Here is a 15504-nt window from a genome sequence, read left to right as displayed (position 1 = left end):
ATATTTATTGGCGCCTCCAAAAGAAATACTATCCTTGAGACTTGATTAAAAACAGATTTTTAAAGCAGCCTCGTAGGCTTACCTCCGACCTCGTTTTATAAAACCTGAAAACCAAATGCGTAAGGGTCTTCAGTATCAATAGTCATCGTATTGTGACCATACACTCTAGCCCAACCTTTTATGCTTGGGATCACCGCTTCAAAATCCCCTACTCGAGTCACTTCTTCTACCCGGCCTATAAATTTTGAGCCTATAAAACTCTCGTGAATAAAATCGGTATGCGGCTGAATGATCCCTTTGGCATGCAGTTGTGCGATTCGCGCCGATGTACCGGTCCCGCAGGGAGAACGATCGATCGCTTTATCTCCATAAAAAACGGCATTACGCCCTGATGAAGAAGGATCTAGCGGGTTGCCGGTCCACAACATGTGGCTTACGTCCCGTATGGTTTCATTTTCAGGATGCACAAAATGATCTTTGTATTTTGCATTGATCTTTTCCCGTAAAATCTTGCTCAGGCTGATGATCTTAGAAGCATTAAAATCGTGCACACCGCTAAAATTCTCCTGCGGATCAACGATCGCATAATAGTTTCCACCGTAAGAAACATCAAATTTTAAAGTTCCTAACTCATCGCAATCAATTGTCAAATCACGAGCAGCCAGATAGCTTCTCACATTGGTCAATTTTACCCAATCTACCTTTTTACCGGTTTGTTGATATTCAATCTCTACCAATCCGGCGGGAGCTTCCATTCTAATTTTACCGGGAGTTTTAGGAGTGATAAGACCTTCTTCAATGGCGATGGTAATGGTTCCTATGGTCCCGTGCCCGCACATAGGTAGACAACCACTGGTTTCAATAAAAAGAATTGCAAAGTCATTTGCCGGGTCGTGCGGCGGAAACAAAATGCTGCCGCTCATCATATCGTGACCGCGCGGCTCAAACATTAATCCGGTACGAATCCAGTCATATTCTTTCAGAAAATGCTGGCGTTTCTCGCTCATGGTTTTGCCCTCTAACGCAGGACCACCCGTTTTTACCACACGCACAGGGTTACCACAAGTGTGCGCATCTATACATTCAAAAGTGTGGACAGCCATTTTTTAATTCACGTGTTATGTTTTCTATTTTTTTAGTGCTTCCTTTTGTTCGGTTATGAAAGCGTTAACCTGTTCTTCTAAAATGGGCAGGGTCACCGTGCCTTCACCTAAAATCACTTCGTGAAAAGCACGTATATCAAAGTCTTCGCCCAATTCGTTCTTTGCTTTTTTGCGCAACTCGCGTATTTTGAGTTCGCCTATTTTATAGCTCAACGCCTGTCCCGGCCAACCGATATAACGATCGGTCTCCGTATTGATCTCGTGGATCGAAAGCGCAGTATTTTGCGACATATAATCTACCACCTCCTGGCGCGACCAACCCATAGCGTGAATGCCGGTGTCTACCACCAGGCGACAAGCCCGCCACATCTCATAGGTAAGCTGGCCAAATTTCTCGTAAGGCGTGCGATAAATCCCCATTTCATCAGCAAGGTATTCAGCATATAAGCCCCAACCTTCACCATAAGCAGATAAGTATAAATTGCGTCTAAACTGCGGAATACTATCACTCAACTCCTGGTTGAGCGCTCCTTGAATATGATGTCCCGGTGCTGCCTCGTGCGCTGTCAACGCCGGAAGCGTGTACAACGTACGACTGTCTAACTTGTAGGTATTCACCAAATAATGCCCCGCCTGTGTCCCGTTTATACTACTGCCAGAATATCTTCCGCCGGTGTATTTTGGAGCGATGGCGTCAGGAACTTTGATCACTCCGTAAGGCTGTCTGGGCAACTTGGAGAAAAATGCCGGTAACTCATTATCTACCCGCTTGGCAATATCTCTGGCGTGCATCAACAACGCATCTTCGGTAGTTACAAAAAACTGATCATCGGTACGTAAAAACGCTAAGAAGTCTGCAAACGAACCTTCAAAATCTACTTCTTTGATGATCTTTTCCATCTCAGCTTTGATGCGCGCAACTTCTTTCAGTCCTAATTCGTGAATAGATTGTGCGGTGTAGTCCTTTGAGGTTGTATAAAAATCAATTCGGTTTTGATAAAATTCCTTTCCTCCGGGACGCGAAGAAACACCAATTTCGTCTCGGGTTTGCGGTAAATATTCGGTTTCAAAAAAGGTCTTGATCTTTTTAAAACTCGGTATCACACTATCTGTAATCACTTGCTGCGCTGCATTTAAAAGCGAATCTTTTCGCGCTGCGGAAATACTTTCCGGCAAGTCAAGAAATGGTGAGTAAAAATAGCTTTCGGTAGGATCATCAACAATATGTGTATTGTAGGTAGACTCGTAGCCATTGAAAATAATTTTAGGCTGATTGATGCCTTCTTTTAAGCCTTTTCGCATCAGCGCAAATTGACTTTCAGTAAAATAAGGAATGGCTTTTAACCGGTTTAAATAACCCACAGCCTGCTGATAGCTGTTGATAGGTCGCACCTGATAATTGAGATTCAAATGAAATCCCTGATCGGCCTGCAGAGGATTGAGATACATCTTGTACTTGTAGTGATCTACGCGATCCTGCAAGACAAAATTGAGCAGTTTATAGGAAATAAGCTCACTCTCATTCAAAGTAGAGGTCTCTACACCTTCCAGCTTTTTTAATAAATCTTGAGCAGCTTCTGCACGTGCCTTGGGCAGCTCTTCATCATAGCGTCCCAAAGGATAATCGCGCCAGTTATAATCGCGCTGATTTTGATATTCAGCAATGATGCTATCTAGGGAAACAGCATCCTGAGCTGAAACTGAAAGAGTTAAACTTGAAATAATAAAAAGAAGTAAATAGTGTTTCATACGTTTAATTATTTGATTTTAAAGTGCAGTATTAAGTGTCAAAATACTGCACCTATTTTTAACTCCTAACAGTCTAAAGTCATTTAGTCCTGTGTAAACTTCCCGTCTACTTTACGCAGAATTCCTAACGGATTCTCTTCTTTTAAAGCATCTGGAAGTAATTCTTGCGGCCAGTCCTGATAAGAAACCGGACGCACCCAACGGTAAATCGCGTCGTTACCTACCGAAGTAAATTTGGCATCAGACGATGATGGAAATGGCCCACCGTGGTGCATTGCAGGACAAACCTCAACACCGGTAGGAACACCATTAAATAAAATTCTACCCACACGCGAACGCAAAGCGTCAATCACATCTGTATAAGTAGCAACTTCTGAAGTTTCTGCGATAAGCGAACCGGTAAGTTGGCCTTCTAATGCATTTAAAACCTCAAGCAGTTGTGCCTTTGAAGTACAGCTTACCAACATTGAAAACGGTCCAAAAACTTCTGCGTGCAGTTTGGTATTCGCAAGAAAATTATCTCCTGTAACTTTTACCAATGCCGGTTTACCATCATTTGCTCCTTCTGCTTCTAAGGTGACTGCAAGCACTTCGGTTCCTGCCGCATCGAGCATTGTTTGTTTTCCGCTTTCGTAAGCCGACTGAATATTAGGATGCAACATGCAATGCGCAGGTTGCTCGCCTAAATGCGCAGCCAGATTCTTACCAAAAGTTTCTAATTCTTCTCCTTCAATTCCTAAGATCAACCCGGGATTGGTACAAAATTGTCCCGCGCCAAGATTGATACTTCCCGCATATTTTTGCGCCCAGCTTTCACCATTGACTTTTAAGGCCTCCGGAAGGATCACAACAGGGTTTATACTTCCCATTTCGGCATAAACCGGGATGGGTTCTTCTCTGTTGGCTCCTAGAGCGACTAAGGCTTTCCCCGCTTTTATGCTTCCGGTAAAACCAACACCTTTGATCGCAGGATGCTTAACCAACTGCTCTCCTACTGCAATTCCTTTACTGTTCAAGTTAGAAAAAACGCCGTCAGGCATTCCTGTTTTCTGCGCCGCTTTGATGATTGCTGAAGAAACCAATTCGCCAGTCGCTGCGTGCATTGGGTGACTTTTTACAACAACCGGACAACCGGCTGCAAGTGCACTAGCGGTATCTCCTCCGGCGGTTGAGAACGCAAACGGAAAGTTACTAGCTCCAAAAACAGCAACAGGTCCGGTCGCGATTTGCATTTTACGCAAATCTGGTTTTGGTGCAGGAGTACGCTCGGGATTACCGTGATCTATGGTAGCTTGCACCCAATCTCCTTGCTCTAACAGGGAAGCAAACGCATTGAGTTGACCAATTGTTCTGCCGCGCTCTCCCATTGCACGACCTTCAGGAAGGCCAGATTCGGTGGTGTAGGTATCGATCAATTGCTGACCTAAAGCTTCGATCTCTTCTCCAATTGCTCTTAAAAATGCTGCGCGTTCTTTATCTGATTTGTGTTTGTACACTTCAAAAGCTTCAGCTGCCAACTGTGCAGCAGCATTAACTTCAGCTTCAGTAGCTTCGGTAAATTGCCACTCATTCTCAATATTGAGCTTTGGGTTGATCGTTGTGTATGTTGTTTTTCCTTCTGCAGAAATTTTACTTCCTATATAATTCTTTCCTGTAATCATTTGTATCAATTTCTTTTTTAATCACTTAAGCCACTTGAGGCAGTAGCTAAGCTTGTTTACGCCAAAAGCACCACAGTTGCGGTGCTTTTAATTAAACTTGTTTTCTTTGGTATTCAGACTTCTTTTGAAGTCTAAAAAAATGAGCCGTCAGCATTTTTGTTAAGCCTTGAAAATTGCCAAACCGTAAACAGCTAAACTTTAAATCTAATATTAAACGAACTCCGCCTCCGACTCATTTCATCCACCAATTATGCTTTGAACTTACTACGAAAGACAGGCTTAAGCCAATTCCTTCTGCGTATTCAATCCTTTATATTCAGGTAAAGTAGGTCTGCTTGCCAAACCTTCTTCAATAATTTTTATTACTTCTTCGCGACGCGCTCCTGCCAATGGTAAGCGTGGTGCTCTCACGTGTTCTGAACCAATTTTGGTATACACTTCTGCAAGCTTGATATTTTGTACAAGTTGTGCGTCGATATCTAATTCTAAAAGGGGTAAGAACCAGCGATAGATCGCTAAGGCCTCATCAATGCGACCCGCTTTTTGTAGTTCGTAGATCGCAACAGTTTCAGCAGGGAATGCACAAACCAAACCTGCTACCCAACCGTCTGCACCCATCAATAAGCTTTCTAAGGCTAAAGTATCTACACCGGTCATAATTTTTAAACGATCACCAAAACGGTTTTTAATACGGGTTACATTAGAAATGTCTCGTGTAGACTCTTTTACCGCTTGGATATTAGGCTCTTCAAGTAACTCTTCAAACATGTCAAGGGTTACTTCAATTTTATAATCAACCGGGTTGTTATAAACCATAATAGGTAGTGAAGTGCTTTGTGCAACCGCCTTGAAATAAGCTACAACCTCACGATCACTCGCTTTGTATCGCATAGGAGGTAACATCATCAATCCCGCGGCTCCATCTTCTTCTGCTTGCTTTGCTGCTGCAATTGCACCTTTTGTAGTTTGCTCTGCAATGTTCATCATTACCGGTACTGAACCCGCAACAATTTCTACAGTTTTACGAGTCAAAGTACTTTTCTCTTCATCGGTTAAAGTACTCGCCTCTCCCAAAGTTCCACCTAAGACGATCCCGTGAACTCCGGCATCAAGCTGAGCTTTGATATTTACCTCAAATAAATCAAGGTCCAGTTTATCTTCTGCGGTAAACTTTGTGGTTACTGCGGGCATAACGCCTTCCCAATTGATCTGCATAATTTTATGTTTAGTATTGAGATACAAATGTAGTAGGCTCAAAACCACGGCGTTTTGTAGTATTTAACCAAAACTTTGCATATTTTAGCACAATCCAATATTTTTATTGAAAAACCACGTCAAATTCTAACCATTGAAGGTACTTCCATTTAAAATACCAAAGTCTAGTAATCATGCCTTGATTTTTCAAGAAGACCTAGAACCTATATTTTATGATAAGTTACATCAGCATGCAGAAATACAAATGAGCTATATTCTGTCGGGTTCTGGTACTTTACTCGTGGGTGATACTGTAAGCCGATTTAAACCCGGAGATGTTTTGGTCTTTGGAGAAAATCTTCCGCACGTTTTTAGGAGTGATGCTAATCATCAAGGTTTGTGTCACATGCTTACCCTATTTTTTAACCGGGAAGGTTTTGGCCATGACTTTTTTGAAACCGAAGAATTAAAAGAATTGGACCTCTTTTTTAAACAAGCATCATCCGGATTTAGGATTGCAGATGTTGATGCGCGCTTTAAGCGTGAATTCATTCGCTTACGCAGTTTGGCCAATCTGGAGCGTTTTATGAGTTTTATCAAACTACTCTACGAAATTCATAATACGAGTAAAGAGTTGCTTTCTAATTTTACAAACAAAACCAATTACACCGATACCGAAGGTCAACGCATGAGTAATGTATTTGACTATTGCCTGAGTCACTTTAAAGAGCGCATCACGCTCGATGAGATCGCCGAGATCGCTGTGATGAGTCCTACGGCATTTTGCCGTTTCTTTAAAGAACGTACTAACAAAACGTTTAATCAGTTTTTATTAGAACTGCGCATTGAGCACGCTTGCCAGTTGTTGCGCACTCCAGACAACCAGGAAGCCATCTCGAGTATTGCATATACCTGCGGTTTTAACTCGGTTTCTAATTTTAATAGATATTTCAAAAAGCAAAAAGGGGTAAGTCCGCGAACTTACAAAACCACAGAAACGCAATAAGTTTGTAACACATCTGCGGGAGCTGCTACTTATTAAAAAATCTAGAGTTATATGAACAAAGGTGTTATCGCGTTAATTACAGGTTGTATGCTACTCGCAAGTAATCAGATCGTAAATCATTTTTATCCTATACCCGATTTTCTATACGGACTATTAATAGGCTTAAGCATTGGTCTTATTTTATTTGGAATCACGCGATTTACAAAGAAGGCCAATTAAAGACTGCTCAAACTACCACCATCAATTGGTATTTGTGTGCCGGTAATATAGGCCGCATTGTCTGAAGCTAAAAAGGCAACCAAATAGCCATATTCGGCAGGATCACCTATACGTTTTACAGGAACCGAAGCTTCCATTTGTTTTAAAATTTCTTCTTCAGAAACACCTTGCTCTTTTGCTTTTTTAGCATTTAGTGAAGTGATACGTTCGGTATTGAAGTAGCCGGTTAAAATACTATTTACAGTAATGCCGAAAGCACCAGCCTCTGTAGCCAGACTTTTTGCCCAAGTCACGACTGCTGCCCGTATGGAATTTGATAGCACCAAATAAGAAAGCGGCTCTTTCACCGATACTGAAGCTACGTTGATCACGCGACCCCATTCCTTTTCTTTCATTGCAGCCAAAGCCAATTCTGTTGTAAGCACTACCGTTTTAAACAACAGGTCAAAAGCCTGCTGATAGTCTTCAACCTCCTTTTGAAGCGCTGTACCCGGTGGCGGGCCTTGCGTGTTATTCACAAGAATATCTACTGAATTCTTTTCAAAATAGCTTGTAATGATCGATTTGAACGCAGCATAATCTGTAAAATCTACCTGAAGCAGTTGATGTTGCTGACTGTTTTCAGTCGAAAGGCTTTGCTTAACGCTTTCTAATTTTTCTAACGAGCGCGACATCAACGTAACCGTCGCACCACTCGCCGCCAACTGCTTAGCGATCGCTTTACCTATCCCTGAAGTGCTCGCACCAACAAGTGCTTTTTTTCCGCTTAAATCAATATTCATAGTATTACAATTAGTTGTGTTACTTTACAGCTGTCGATATAACTGGTCTCGACTGTGCTCGACCTGACAGGTCAAATTCTACTTATACTCTTCTCGCGTCGGACTAAACACATCAAGTAATTTACAAGGCGTCAAGGCTTTTCCGCTATGCGAAAGATGCGGAGCGATCACCACAATATCTCCAGGATGATACACTTTGGTAGTTCCGTCAAGGGTAAACTCGAATTCTCCCTCAATCACGTGCATGATTTGTTCGTTCATATGGCTATGCTCAGGTACTTGAGCGCCCTCTTCAACTTCCCAAAACGCGAGTGATGTATTTTGAGTATGCACCAGTTTGCCGTAATATCCCGGCATAATTTCTTTAGGTTCTATTTCTGAAAGTTTATACTGCATAATATGTTGGTGTTATATTTCTCTCTATTAAAAGTCCAATTAATTTCCCCAAATCCTGTCCCACAAGCTCTTTAAAACCTGCTTCATCGCTTCGGGATCTCTTTTAGCTTCTTCTATTTCTAAAGTTTCACCATCAGGAATCAATTGATAACTGAAAACAAAGCGTAAATCTTTTGCATCCAAATCGTAAACTCCAAACCGAAGATCATTGTAATACAAATCGCTATCGCGCTTTTCAACCGCATACCATCCGTTTGAAATTTTATTGAGTCGCTTTATCGTTTCAGAATCTCGATAATCGCCCAGCAGTTGACGATCCTTCGGTACATATTTGAAACGAATAGGCTTACTATCAAAAAACGAATAATCCCCTAGCAAATACGCGTCGCCTACATCAATATTAGCGTACCACAAAATCGTATTAAATGCTGCCGGCCGCGTATCGATTTGTGTATATTCAATCTTTTCGTTTGCTAAGGCTTCGGTGAATTTCTGATAACTGATTCCTTTTAAAACTAAAGTCAGTACCATATACGCTGAACTTACTATAAGTCCGAGATTATTCCACTTTCGGCGTTTTTTGGAAGCTTTTGGTAAACGCATCGCTAGGATCAAAAAGACTAAAAACGGCAAGGTATAAAGCGGATCGATGACAAAAATATTTTGGTACGCCAACCTGAGATCTAATGGCCAGAACAGCTGCGTTCCCCATGTCGTGTGCGCGTCCAAAAGCGGATGCGTCACCAAACCCCAGAAAAAGAGCCAAGACCAATCCTTCCAACTGGCTTGTGCCTTTTTATGAAGTTGCGCCACGAGCCAACCCAAAATGGGCGCCATCACAATACTAAAAACGATAGAATGACTTATTCCTCTGTGAATTTCGATAGCGGTAAGTGGATCAAGAAATTTACCTACAATGGTATCTAGATCAGGAATTGTACCGGCGATTGCACCGTACAACATCGCTTTGTTGCCCACTTTTTTCCCTAAAACGGCTTCTCCCACCGCAGCGCCCAGAACGATTTGCGTTAACGAATCCATCTAGGCATCTATAATTTGCATCTTTCTGAGTAAGAAAGAGGCGTTCATATTCTGGCAAATCCCTTTTTTAAAGGTGTAGTCAAAAAACAACTCGTCGTTGATGATCTGCGCATCAAAATAATAGTTCTTGACCTCTTCAAGTTCGTCTGCCGCTTCACACAAACTCAAGTCGTGCGTAGCGATGATTCCAGTGGAATTTGAAGCCACCAATTTCTCGATGAATTTTCGGGAGCCAATGGCCTTGTCGGTACTGTTGGTTCCTTTTAAAATCTCGTCTAGAATGATAAAATAAGTATCCGTTTTTATGGCGTTTACGATAAACTGCAAGCGTTTCAATTCTGAAAAGAAATACGATTCATCATCGGTAAGCGAATCGCTGGTGCGCATACTGGTGATCAATTTTATAGGATCATAAACCGCTTTTTCGGCACAAATAGGAAGCCCTGCATTGCTCATCACAATACTCAAAGACACCGTGCGTAAAAAGGTACTTTTACCCGCCATGTTGGCGCCGGTGATGATAAAAAACTGTTCGCTATCAATATCAAAATCGTTAGCAACCGCCTTCTTAGGATCGAGTAACGGATGCGCCAAGGCTTTTGCAGTAAGCGTATGTTTTCCTTTTTTGATTTCCGCAAAAGCGTAATCGGGATGATTAAAACTGAAATTAGCCAGACTGTTTTGCGCATCAAAAAATGCGAGCACTTCAAACCAGTTGGCCACCTCATCTGCATTCAATGCAATCCAGCGTTCTATGCGATAGGCTTGCCTTAAATCTGAAAGAAAAAAGGAATTGATAAATACACCTACTAACATATTAGAGCGCTGATCGAGAATGCCCAGCATTTTTGAAAACTGCTCAATTACCGCCGAAGCTTTAGCCTTTTGAGACTTGATCTTATCCTGTTCCTTTTTTAGATAAACCGACGTAAACTCTTGCTCTTCTAACAACAGCATCAATTTGAAATACTGCTCAAAAGTGGTTTGCGTTTTACCGGCTTTGTCCCAAAGGTCATTTACTTTCTTTACGAAAAATCCATTGAGGATAAGTCCGGCAAAAAACCAATACAGTACCACACTCCCGGGAACGAGATCAAGATACGACAGCACAAAAAGAACCAAAGAAATACCGGTAAACACATTGGGTAGCCATTGCATGATTTTGGGCACAAAATTGGTATAGCCTTTAAGCCAATTTAAAATATGCCGTGTGTCATAATTGGCTTTTACTAAGCGCGCCGTGGCTCTAAATTCTTGCCGCCAGTCTGATTGTGCCGCAAGTTCCTTTACCGCTTCCTGTTTCTGTGAAATATCTTCAATACTATTGGCAGTAAGTAAATCTGCCAATTTTTGTGCTCCACTGGCTAAACCGGTTCTGTTTAAATATTGAAAGAAAGAACCACGGCCAAATAGATCAATATCCTGACTGAACTCGTGCATCGGATTTTTAAACGTATCACCATCTGGCAAATCATAAAATTCACGATCGAGTACTTGGAGTTCGGTTTTATTGATAGCGATCATTTCCTGTAGAAAATCTCGCTTGTATTTAAGCCGGGAATGTCTTGAGACCAAGAACAGAAACAAAGCGATCTCAACAACTACTATTGTAAGGATAACACGCGTGTTTCCCCATAAGAAGTAAACAGCTACAACACCTATTAAAAATACCACAAGCCGTATCATGCTGCTCGAAAGCAATAAGGCTTGCATCTTTTTTAACTGCTCTTGATAGGTGGTGATTTTTGAGGTATAATGGGCTCTGGGATCCTGCATGCGTTTGATTGAAAAATGATTTTTGTAAAGCTATATATTCAGAATCAATCCAGCCTTTTTAATTCTTCTTTTAGCTTTTTGGTAAGACTGTTTACGATAAGCGTATAACTGTCGTCTATAAATTGCTGCACTTGTTTAGGCGTCAGTTCACCATTCAGCACTACCGTATTCCATAATTGCTTATTCATATGGTATCCCGGCAATACACTTTCGGGGTATTTTTCTCGCAGAAGTATGGCTTCTTCAGGATCACATTTAAGATTGATGCGCGGCTCACCATTTTCCCAACTCATCAAACTGCTAAGCGCATACATCTTTCCCATCACTTTAAAAACCAGCGTATCTTCATTAAACGGAAAATGCTCTGTAGTCCCGGGTTTCTGTAAACAGTATTCTCTATAGCTTTCGATGTTCATCTTAAAATGGATAATACATTATATGATCTTCCATCAGATAACCGTTGCCGATGTCAAAATCTTCAGAATACCTATTTTCAAAACCGTAGTATTCATAGAATGAAGTAGCCTTATTATCGCGATTTACGTTGAGCGTTACACCAAGGTCTCCGGCTTTTTTAGCTTCCGCGAAAGCGAAATCCATCAAAAATCTTCCTGCTCCGGTTCCTTGTGTTTTGGGTAACACATAGATCTTATCTACTTTAGTGACCGTACCTGCAGTAGTAAGTTTTTCATTGGTATACTGCGGAATGATCGCCAGATAGCCGCAAGGCACATCGTTATTGGCACCGCCAAAAGGTTTAATGCTCCGAGGCTTGCCTCCGAATTGAAAATCCGTTTCCAAGCAACGCCTATTGGGCTTGCCCTGAGGCAGTTTACTGTAGAGGATATAAAATATGCTGCCGGTTTCGGTTTGTTTTTTTAATGAAGCCTCGCTGTACATCATCTCCATCATATAAGTGATTTGCGCTTCAGAAAGAATATCTTTAAAGGTTGCCGGCCAAACCTCATCAACCAATTGCTTCAAAAGCGGCCAATCTTTTTCTTGAACCTCTTTTACGCTAAACTGCTTTGGACTCATTCTTATCTTTTAATTGAGGTTGCGCTGCCGTTTCAAGGGCTTTATAATCTAGTTTCCAACCGATGGTTTGCACCAGATTTTCCATCAAAGCGACCGTACTTAGTGCTTGATTTGAAGCTTCACCAAACAAGCCGCTTTGCGGAACTTTATCTACAATATGCTGTTTGGCCTCACGGTTGATTTCGGTAAGATCTGTGGACGTAAAGGGGTTTGCCCAACCTTCTTTCTTGTCGTAATATTTAAAATCTGTTTCAATGCTGAGCAATTCCGGCTGGGGAAAATCGGTAAGAATGATGGTCCTGTTTTTGATATCGGGCTGCATTTTGATTTTGGTCAGATCAAAACCTACGTAGGCTTTCGCATCGATAAGTACTAAAGCTTTTTTGCTTCCTAAAAAGAGATTGAGCCATTTATCTTTTACATTCTGGTAATGATAGATCTCAGAGAAATCACCTTCCACCGTAATGAATTTACAGACGCTGCGTATTTTTTCCATCAAAACCACTGACTGCTCCTGAGCATTTTGCTGCTTTTTTGTTTTGTTGAATCGCGTGAAAATAAAATAGGCTACAACACTTCCTATTGCTAAACCAATGAATAAATACTCCATAAAACAAAGATAAGGCTAGTTGCCAATCTCACCCAAATGCGTAAACTTAAAACCACGCTCATACTTAAGACCATAGCCTACAATGCGATCAAAAGCGGCATGTGCAAAAAGAACAATCCCAACCAGTTCCAGATACTGAAGTTCTAAAAACAGACCTGCTAAAAATAAAACAACACCTAAACTTTTGAGATGAAACAGGTTGTAAGACCAGGCTCCCACTTTAGGATTTACCAAATATCCTAACATCCCGATATCTGGTAAAAAAAATAATCCGATAAACCACCACCAGCTAAGACCTAAAGTAGAAAAAAGGTAAACACCCAAAAGCAGTGCGCCTAGTTCTTCGAGTTTAAGAAGTGTTTTCATCGTTAATTTTCTAAGGTATAAAGTATGGGTTTACTAGGTGCTGCATCGTTCTCAAAAGAGGCGATCTGTAGATTAAGCAGGTATAGACCGTCTTTCACCGTATGAGGCACAAAGATCATTTCGGTAATTGTGGCGTCAAAGCGAATTTTTCCTTCGGTATTCCACCAAGCTTTATGACTTGCCAAGACTCCTTCATCGCGTTCTCTATCTACACTCGGCAGATCTATAAGCAAGTGTTTTACTCCGCATTCTCTAAGGTACGCCGTCGCATCTGCCATTAGATAGGGCCAATTGGTATTAGACCACTTTCTGCTTTTTTTACTGCTTGTGTTGGGTAATGTGCGTATGACTACCGCTTCGGGGCGAGCTGCTCCCAATGCTTTTTCTACTTGCTTTTTAGTAAATGCTAAATCATCTGCGTAAGATTCTGGCACTAGCGTGATTACTTGAGCTTTGAACATGAAGTTTTTTAAATGCTCATTGATGCTGTAAACTTTTTCAGTAATATGACCTACGCACTCCGTGTGTGTGCCGTGCGCATGCGGATTGAGATACACATTATTAAAATTAACCACAGATCCCTGAGCTACAGCTGCCACCCACTTACCCTCTTTAACCGGTTCGATCTTGGGTGCATCCAAGTACCAAGCCACAGGGTTTTGCTCACTGCTCACCACGGGAATACTAAGGTCTATGGGCTTTGTAAAATCTACGGAATATTCAATTTGGTCAATAGTAATTTTCGCTTGCATAGGCTTCTCTGGCTGGTTCACCTTAATAAGTTAACAATTTTGCGAATTGTTACAGTAAAATCTTAGGAAAGATTCAGAAGAAATAAATCACTCGCCAGTCCATCGCTTAAAAACTTGCCCTTTTTGGTAACTACAATACGGTGATCATCTAGAAATAAAAGGTGCTCCTCAATATGCTTTTGCGCCTGTTGCAGCGCGTATTCCTTAAATTTTAGACCAAAATCCTGTTCGATCTTTTCTAGCGAAATCCCCCAAATCGTGCGCAAACCGGTCATTACATACTCATTATACTTATCTGTGGTGGACAAGTTTTCCCGCTCTATCGGAAGCACATTTGCCTCGATTGCCTTAATGTATTTTGGGTTATTATTGATATTCCAGCTGCGCGTATTACCATCGAAGCTGTGCGCAGAAGGACCAATTCCTAAATAGGGTTTTCCCGTCCAATACGCTGTGTTGTTCTGAGAGAAATAGCCGGGCTTACCAAAATTGGAAAACTCATAATTCTCAAAACCGGCTTTCTCCATATGTGCCAGTAAAATCTCAAAGTGCTTTTGAGCAACAGCATCGTCCATAGGTTTTACCACCCCTTTCTCTATAAACTTTTGGAGCGCCGTATTGGGCTCTACCGTCAATGCATAACTCGATATATGCGGAATATCAAGCGCAATAGCTTGATCGAGATTCTCTTGCCAACGTGCATCGCTCATATCGGGCATTCCGTAGATGAGATCTATTGAAATATTATCGAAATACTGCTTTGCAAGCAGAAGACACGCTAATGCCTCGCCAGCATCGTGCGCACGATTCATCAACTTGAGATCTTCTTCAAAAAAAGACTGTACACCTATACTAAGGCGGTTGATTCGCGACTCTGCAAGCATTTTAAGTTTAGCTTCGGTCAGGTCATCCGGGTTAGCTTCTAAGGTAATCTCTGGAGCTTCAGTTACTTCAAAATGACTATCTATGGTTTTAAAAATTTGCTGAAGATCTTCAGCATCTAGTAAACTTGGCGTACCCCCACCAAAATAAATAGTTTGCAATGGCCCGGGGATTTCATCCTTCCGCAGGATCATTTCTTTGCATAACGCATTGACGAGTGCGCTCTTCTTTTTCAAGGAAGTCGAAAAATGAAAATCACAATAGTGACACGCCTGTTTGCAAAAAGGAATATGAATGTAAAGCCCCGCCATAACTGTCAATTACTACTTTTTTACGCGCTTTTCATTCTGCTTTACAAAAGCCTCCCAGCCGGTATAACTCTTACCCACAACCGTTTTACCCGAGTTAAAATGATGACAAACCGCAGCGGCCAGACCATCAGTACTATCCAGATTTTTAGGAAGTGTTTTTAAGCCTAAAAGGCTTTGAAGCATTTTGGCCACCTGTTCTTTGCTGGCATTTCCGTTGCCGGTAATGGCCATTTTTATTTTTTTTGGGAGATATTCGGTCACCGGGATTTCACGCGACAACCCTGCTGCCATCGCCACACCTTGCGCGCGGCCTAACTTCAACATAGATTGTACGTTTTTTCCAAAAAAGGGCGCTTCGATGGCCATCTCATCAGGATGATAGGTATCAATAAGCTCAACCGTACGCTCAAAAATAAGTTTCAGCTTCACATAAGGATCGTCATACTTTTTAAGCATCAACTCGTTAAGCTGCATAAACTGCATCTTTTTATCAACCACCTTGATGAGGCCAAAACCCATAATGGTCGTACCGGGATCGATTCCTAAAATGATTTTTTCTGATTTCAAGCGCTAATTTTTTTACATCTTTGAAGCTTTCGCAAAGCTAAACATTAAAAG

17 protein-coding genes are annotated in these 15504 nt (G+C 41.5%); 2 read left to right on the top strand and 15 right to left on the bottom strand.

What is annotated here, in order from left to right; all coding sequences use genetic code 11:
* Positions 1-95: 95 nt before the first annotated feature.
* The 4 genes from WA338_RS02195 to WA338_RS02180 form a co-directional block, all read right to left on the bottom strand.
* Positions 96-1103 (bottom strand): 4-hydroxyproline epimerase, encoded by a 1008-nt coding sequence (locus tag WA338_RS02195; protein WP_272985426.1) that lies wholly within the window; start codon positions 1101-1103, stop codon positions 96-98.
* Positions 1104-1127: 24 nt separating this feature from the next.
* Positions 1128-2852, bottom strand: a complete 1725-nt coding sequence (locus tag WA338_RS02190; RefSeq protein ID WP_272985428.1) for a DUF885 domain-containing protein — start codon at positions 2850-2852, stop codon at positions 1128-1130.
* Between the two features lie 83 nt (positions 2853-2935).
* Entirely contained in the window at positions 2936-4513 is a 1578-nt protein-coding gene (locus WA338_RS02185) for an aldehyde dehydrogenase (NADP(+)) (RefSeq protein ID WP_272985429.1), read from the bottom strand.
* A gap of 279 nt (positions 4514-4792) precedes the next feature.
* Positions 4793-5728 (bottom strand): dihydrodipicolinate synthase family protein, encoded by a 936-nt coding sequence (locus WA338_RS02180; protein WP_009778837.1) that lies wholly within the window; start codon positions 5726-5728, stop codon positions 4793-4795.
* 133 nt (positions 5729-5861) lie between these two features.
* On the opposite strand from WA338_RS02180, the gene WA338_RS02175 reads away from it, so the two are divergent.
* Both WA338_RS02175 and WA338_RS02170 read left to right on the top strand, forming a co-directional pair.
* Positions 5862-6713, top strand: a complete 852-nt coding sequence (locus WA338_RS02175; RefSeq protein ID WP_009778836.1) for a helix-turn-helix transcriptional regulator — start codon at positions 5862-5864, stop codon at positions 6711-6713.
* Positions 6714-6764: 51 nt separating this feature from the next.
* Positions 6765-6932 (top strand): hypothetical protein, encoded by a 168-nt coding sequence (locus tag WA338_RS02170; RefSeq protein ID WP_009778835.1) that lies wholly within the window; start codon positions 6765-6767, stop codon positions 6930-6932.
* On the opposite strand, the gene WA338_RS02165 is transcribed toward WA338_RS02170, so the two are convergent.
* From WA338_RS02165 to ruvC, 11 genes are all read right to left on the bottom strand, one after another.
* Positions 6929-7714 carry an SDR family oxidoreductase gene (locus WA338_RS02165; RefSeq protein ID WP_272985432.1) on the bottom strand — a complete coding sequence of 262 codons (786 nt, stop codon included), beginning with the start codon at positions 7712-7714 and terminating at the stop codon, positions 6929-6931. The genes WA338_RS02170 and WA338_RS02165 overlap by 4 nt on opposite strands.
* A 78-nt stretch (positions 7715-7792) precedes the next feature.
* Positions 7793-8110 carry a cupin domain-containing protein gene (locus WA338_RS02160; protein ID WP_009778833.1) on the bottom strand — a complete coding sequence of 106 codons (318 nt, stop codon included), beginning with the start codon at positions 8108-8110 and terminating at the stop codon, positions 7793-7795.
* 39 nt (positions 8111-8149) lie between these two features.
* Entirely contained in the window at positions 8150-9151 is a 1002-nt protein-coding gene (locus WA338_RS02155) for a metal-dependent hydrolase (protein WP_009778832.1), read from the bottom strand.
* Positions 9152-10927 (bottom strand): MutS-related protein, encoded by a 1776-nt coding sequence (locus WA338_RS02150; RefSeq protein ID WP_272985433.1) that lies wholly within the window; start codon positions 10925-10927, stop codon positions 9152-9154. It abuts the gene before it with no gap.
* A gap of 44 nt (positions 10928-10971) precedes the next feature.
* The gene (locus WA338_RS02145; RefSeq protein WP_272985435.1) at positions 10972-11343 is read right to left on the bottom strand and encodes an MmcQ/YjbR family DNA-binding protein; all 372 of its coding nucleotides are present in this window, start codon (positions 11341-11343) and stop codon (positions 10972-10974) included.
* A 1-nt stretch (position 11344) separates the two neighbouring features.
* Positions 11345-11965, bottom strand: a complete 621-nt coding sequence (locus WA338_RS02140; RefSeq protein WP_272985436.1) for a GNAT family N-acetyltransferase — start codon at positions 11963-11965, stop codon at positions 11345-11347.
* Positions 11946-12575, bottom strand: coding sequence for a DUF4230 domain-containing protein (locus WA338_RS02135; protein WP_009778827.1), 630 nt, complete (start codon positions 12573-12575; stop codon positions 11946-11948). Before WA338_RS02135 ends, WA338_RS02140 begins: the two co-directional genes overlap by 20 nt.
* Positions 12576-12590: 15 nt before the next feature.
* Positions 12591-12941 (bottom strand): DUF4260 domain-containing protein, encoded by a 351-nt coding sequence (locus WA338_RS02130; RefSeq protein ID WP_009778826.1) that lies wholly within the window; start codon positions 12939-12941, stop codon positions 12591-12593.
* Positions 12942-12943: 2 nt separating this feature from the next.
* Positions 12944-13693 (bottom strand): cyclase family protein, encoded by a 750-nt coding sequence (locus WA338_RS02125; RefSeq protein WP_272985438.1) that lies wholly within the window; start codon positions 13691-13693, stop codon positions 12944-12946.
* A gap of 62 nt (positions 13694-13755) precedes the next feature.
* On the bottom strand, positions 13756-14886 hold the full coding sequence (hemW, locus tag WA338_RS02120; RefSeq protein ID WP_040532527.1) for a radical SAM family heme chaperone HemW: 1131 nt from the start codon (positions 14884-14886) through the stop codon (positions 13756-13758).
* A gap of 12 nt (positions 14887-14898) precedes the next feature.
* Positions 14899-15453 carry a crossover junction endodeoxyribonuclease RuvC gene (gene ruvC / locus WA338_RS02115; protein WP_009778823.1) on the bottom strand — a complete coding sequence of 185 codons (555 nt, stop codon included), beginning with the start codon at positions 15451-15453 and terminating at the stop codon, positions 14899-14901.
* Between the last annotated feature and the right edge of the window lie 51 nt (positions 15454-15504).

The organism is Leeuwenhoekiella sp. CH_XMU1409-2, from assembly GCF_037029365.1.
Lineage (GTDB): Bacteria > Bacteroidota > Bacteroidia > Flavobacteriales > Flavobacteriaceae > Leeuwenhoekiella > Leeuwenhoekiella blandensis.
The sequence above is the reverse complement of the archived record's forward strand: the minus strand, read 5'-3'. Positions and strand labels throughout refer to the sequence as shown.

Excerpts from the sequence above, each read along its gene's own strand:
- WA338_RS02195 (WP_272985426.1), bottom strand. The coding sequence starts at position 1,103 with ATGGCTGTCCACACTTTTGAATGTATAGATGCGCACACTTGTGGTAAC.
- WA338_RS02190 (WP_272985428.1), bottom strand. The coding sequence starts at position 2,852 with ATGAAACACTATTTACTTCTTTTTATTATTTCAAGTTTAACTCTTTCA.
- WA338_RS02185 (WP_272985429.1), bottom strand. The coding sequence starts at position 4,513 with ATGATTACAGGAAAGAATTATATAGGAAGTAAAATTTCTGCAGAAGGA.
- WA338_RS02180 (WP_009778837.1), bottom strand. The coding sequence starts at position 5,728 with ATGCAGATCAATTGGGAAGGCGTTATGCCCGCAGTAACCACAAAGTTT.
- WA338_RS02170 (WP_009778835.1), top strand. The coding sequence starts at position 6,765 with ATGAACAAAGGTGTTATCGCGTTAATTACAGGTTGTATGCTACTCGCA.
- WA338_RS02165 (WP_272985432.1), bottom strand. The coding sequence starts at position 7,714 with ATGAATATTGATTTAAGCGGAAAAAAAGCACTTGTTGGTGCGAGCACT.
- WA338_RS02160 (WP_009778833.1), bottom strand. The coding sequence starts at position 8,110 with ATGCAGTATAAACTTTCAGAAATAGAACCTAAAGAAATTATGCCGGGA.
- WA338_RS02155 (WP_009778832.1), bottom strand. The coding sequence starts at position 9,151 with ATGGATTCGTTAACGCAAATCGTTCTGGGCGCTGCGGTGGGAGAAGCC.
- WA338_RS02150 (WP_272985433.1), bottom strand. The coding sequence starts at position 10,927 with ATGCAGGATCCCAGAGCCCATTATACCTCAAAAATCACCACCTATCAA.
- WA338_RS02145 (WP_272985435.1), bottom strand. The coding sequence starts at position 11,343 with ATGAACATCGAAAGCTATAGAGAATACTGTTTACAGAAACCCGGGACT.
- WA338_RS02140 (WP_272985436.1), bottom strand. The coding sequence starts at position 11,965 with ATGAGTCCAAAGCAGTTTAGCGTAAAAGAGGTTCAAGAAAAAGATTGG.
- WA338_RS02135 (WP_009778827.1), bottom strand. The coding sequence starts at position 12,575 with ATGGAGTATTTATTCATTGGTTTAGCAATAGGAAGTGTTGTAGCCTAT.
- WA338_RS02130 (WP_009778826.1), bottom strand. The coding sequence starts at position 12,941 with ATGAAAACACTTCTTAAACTCGAAGAACTAGGCGCACTGCTTTTGGGT.
- WA338_RS02125 (WP_272985438.1), bottom strand. The coding sequence starts at position 13,693 with ATGCAAGCGAAAATTACTATTGACCAAATTGAATATTCCGTAGATTTT.
- hemW (WP_040532527.1), bottom strand. The coding sequence starts at position 14,886 with ATGGCGGGGCTTTACATTCATATTCCTTTTTGCAAACAGGCGTGTCAC.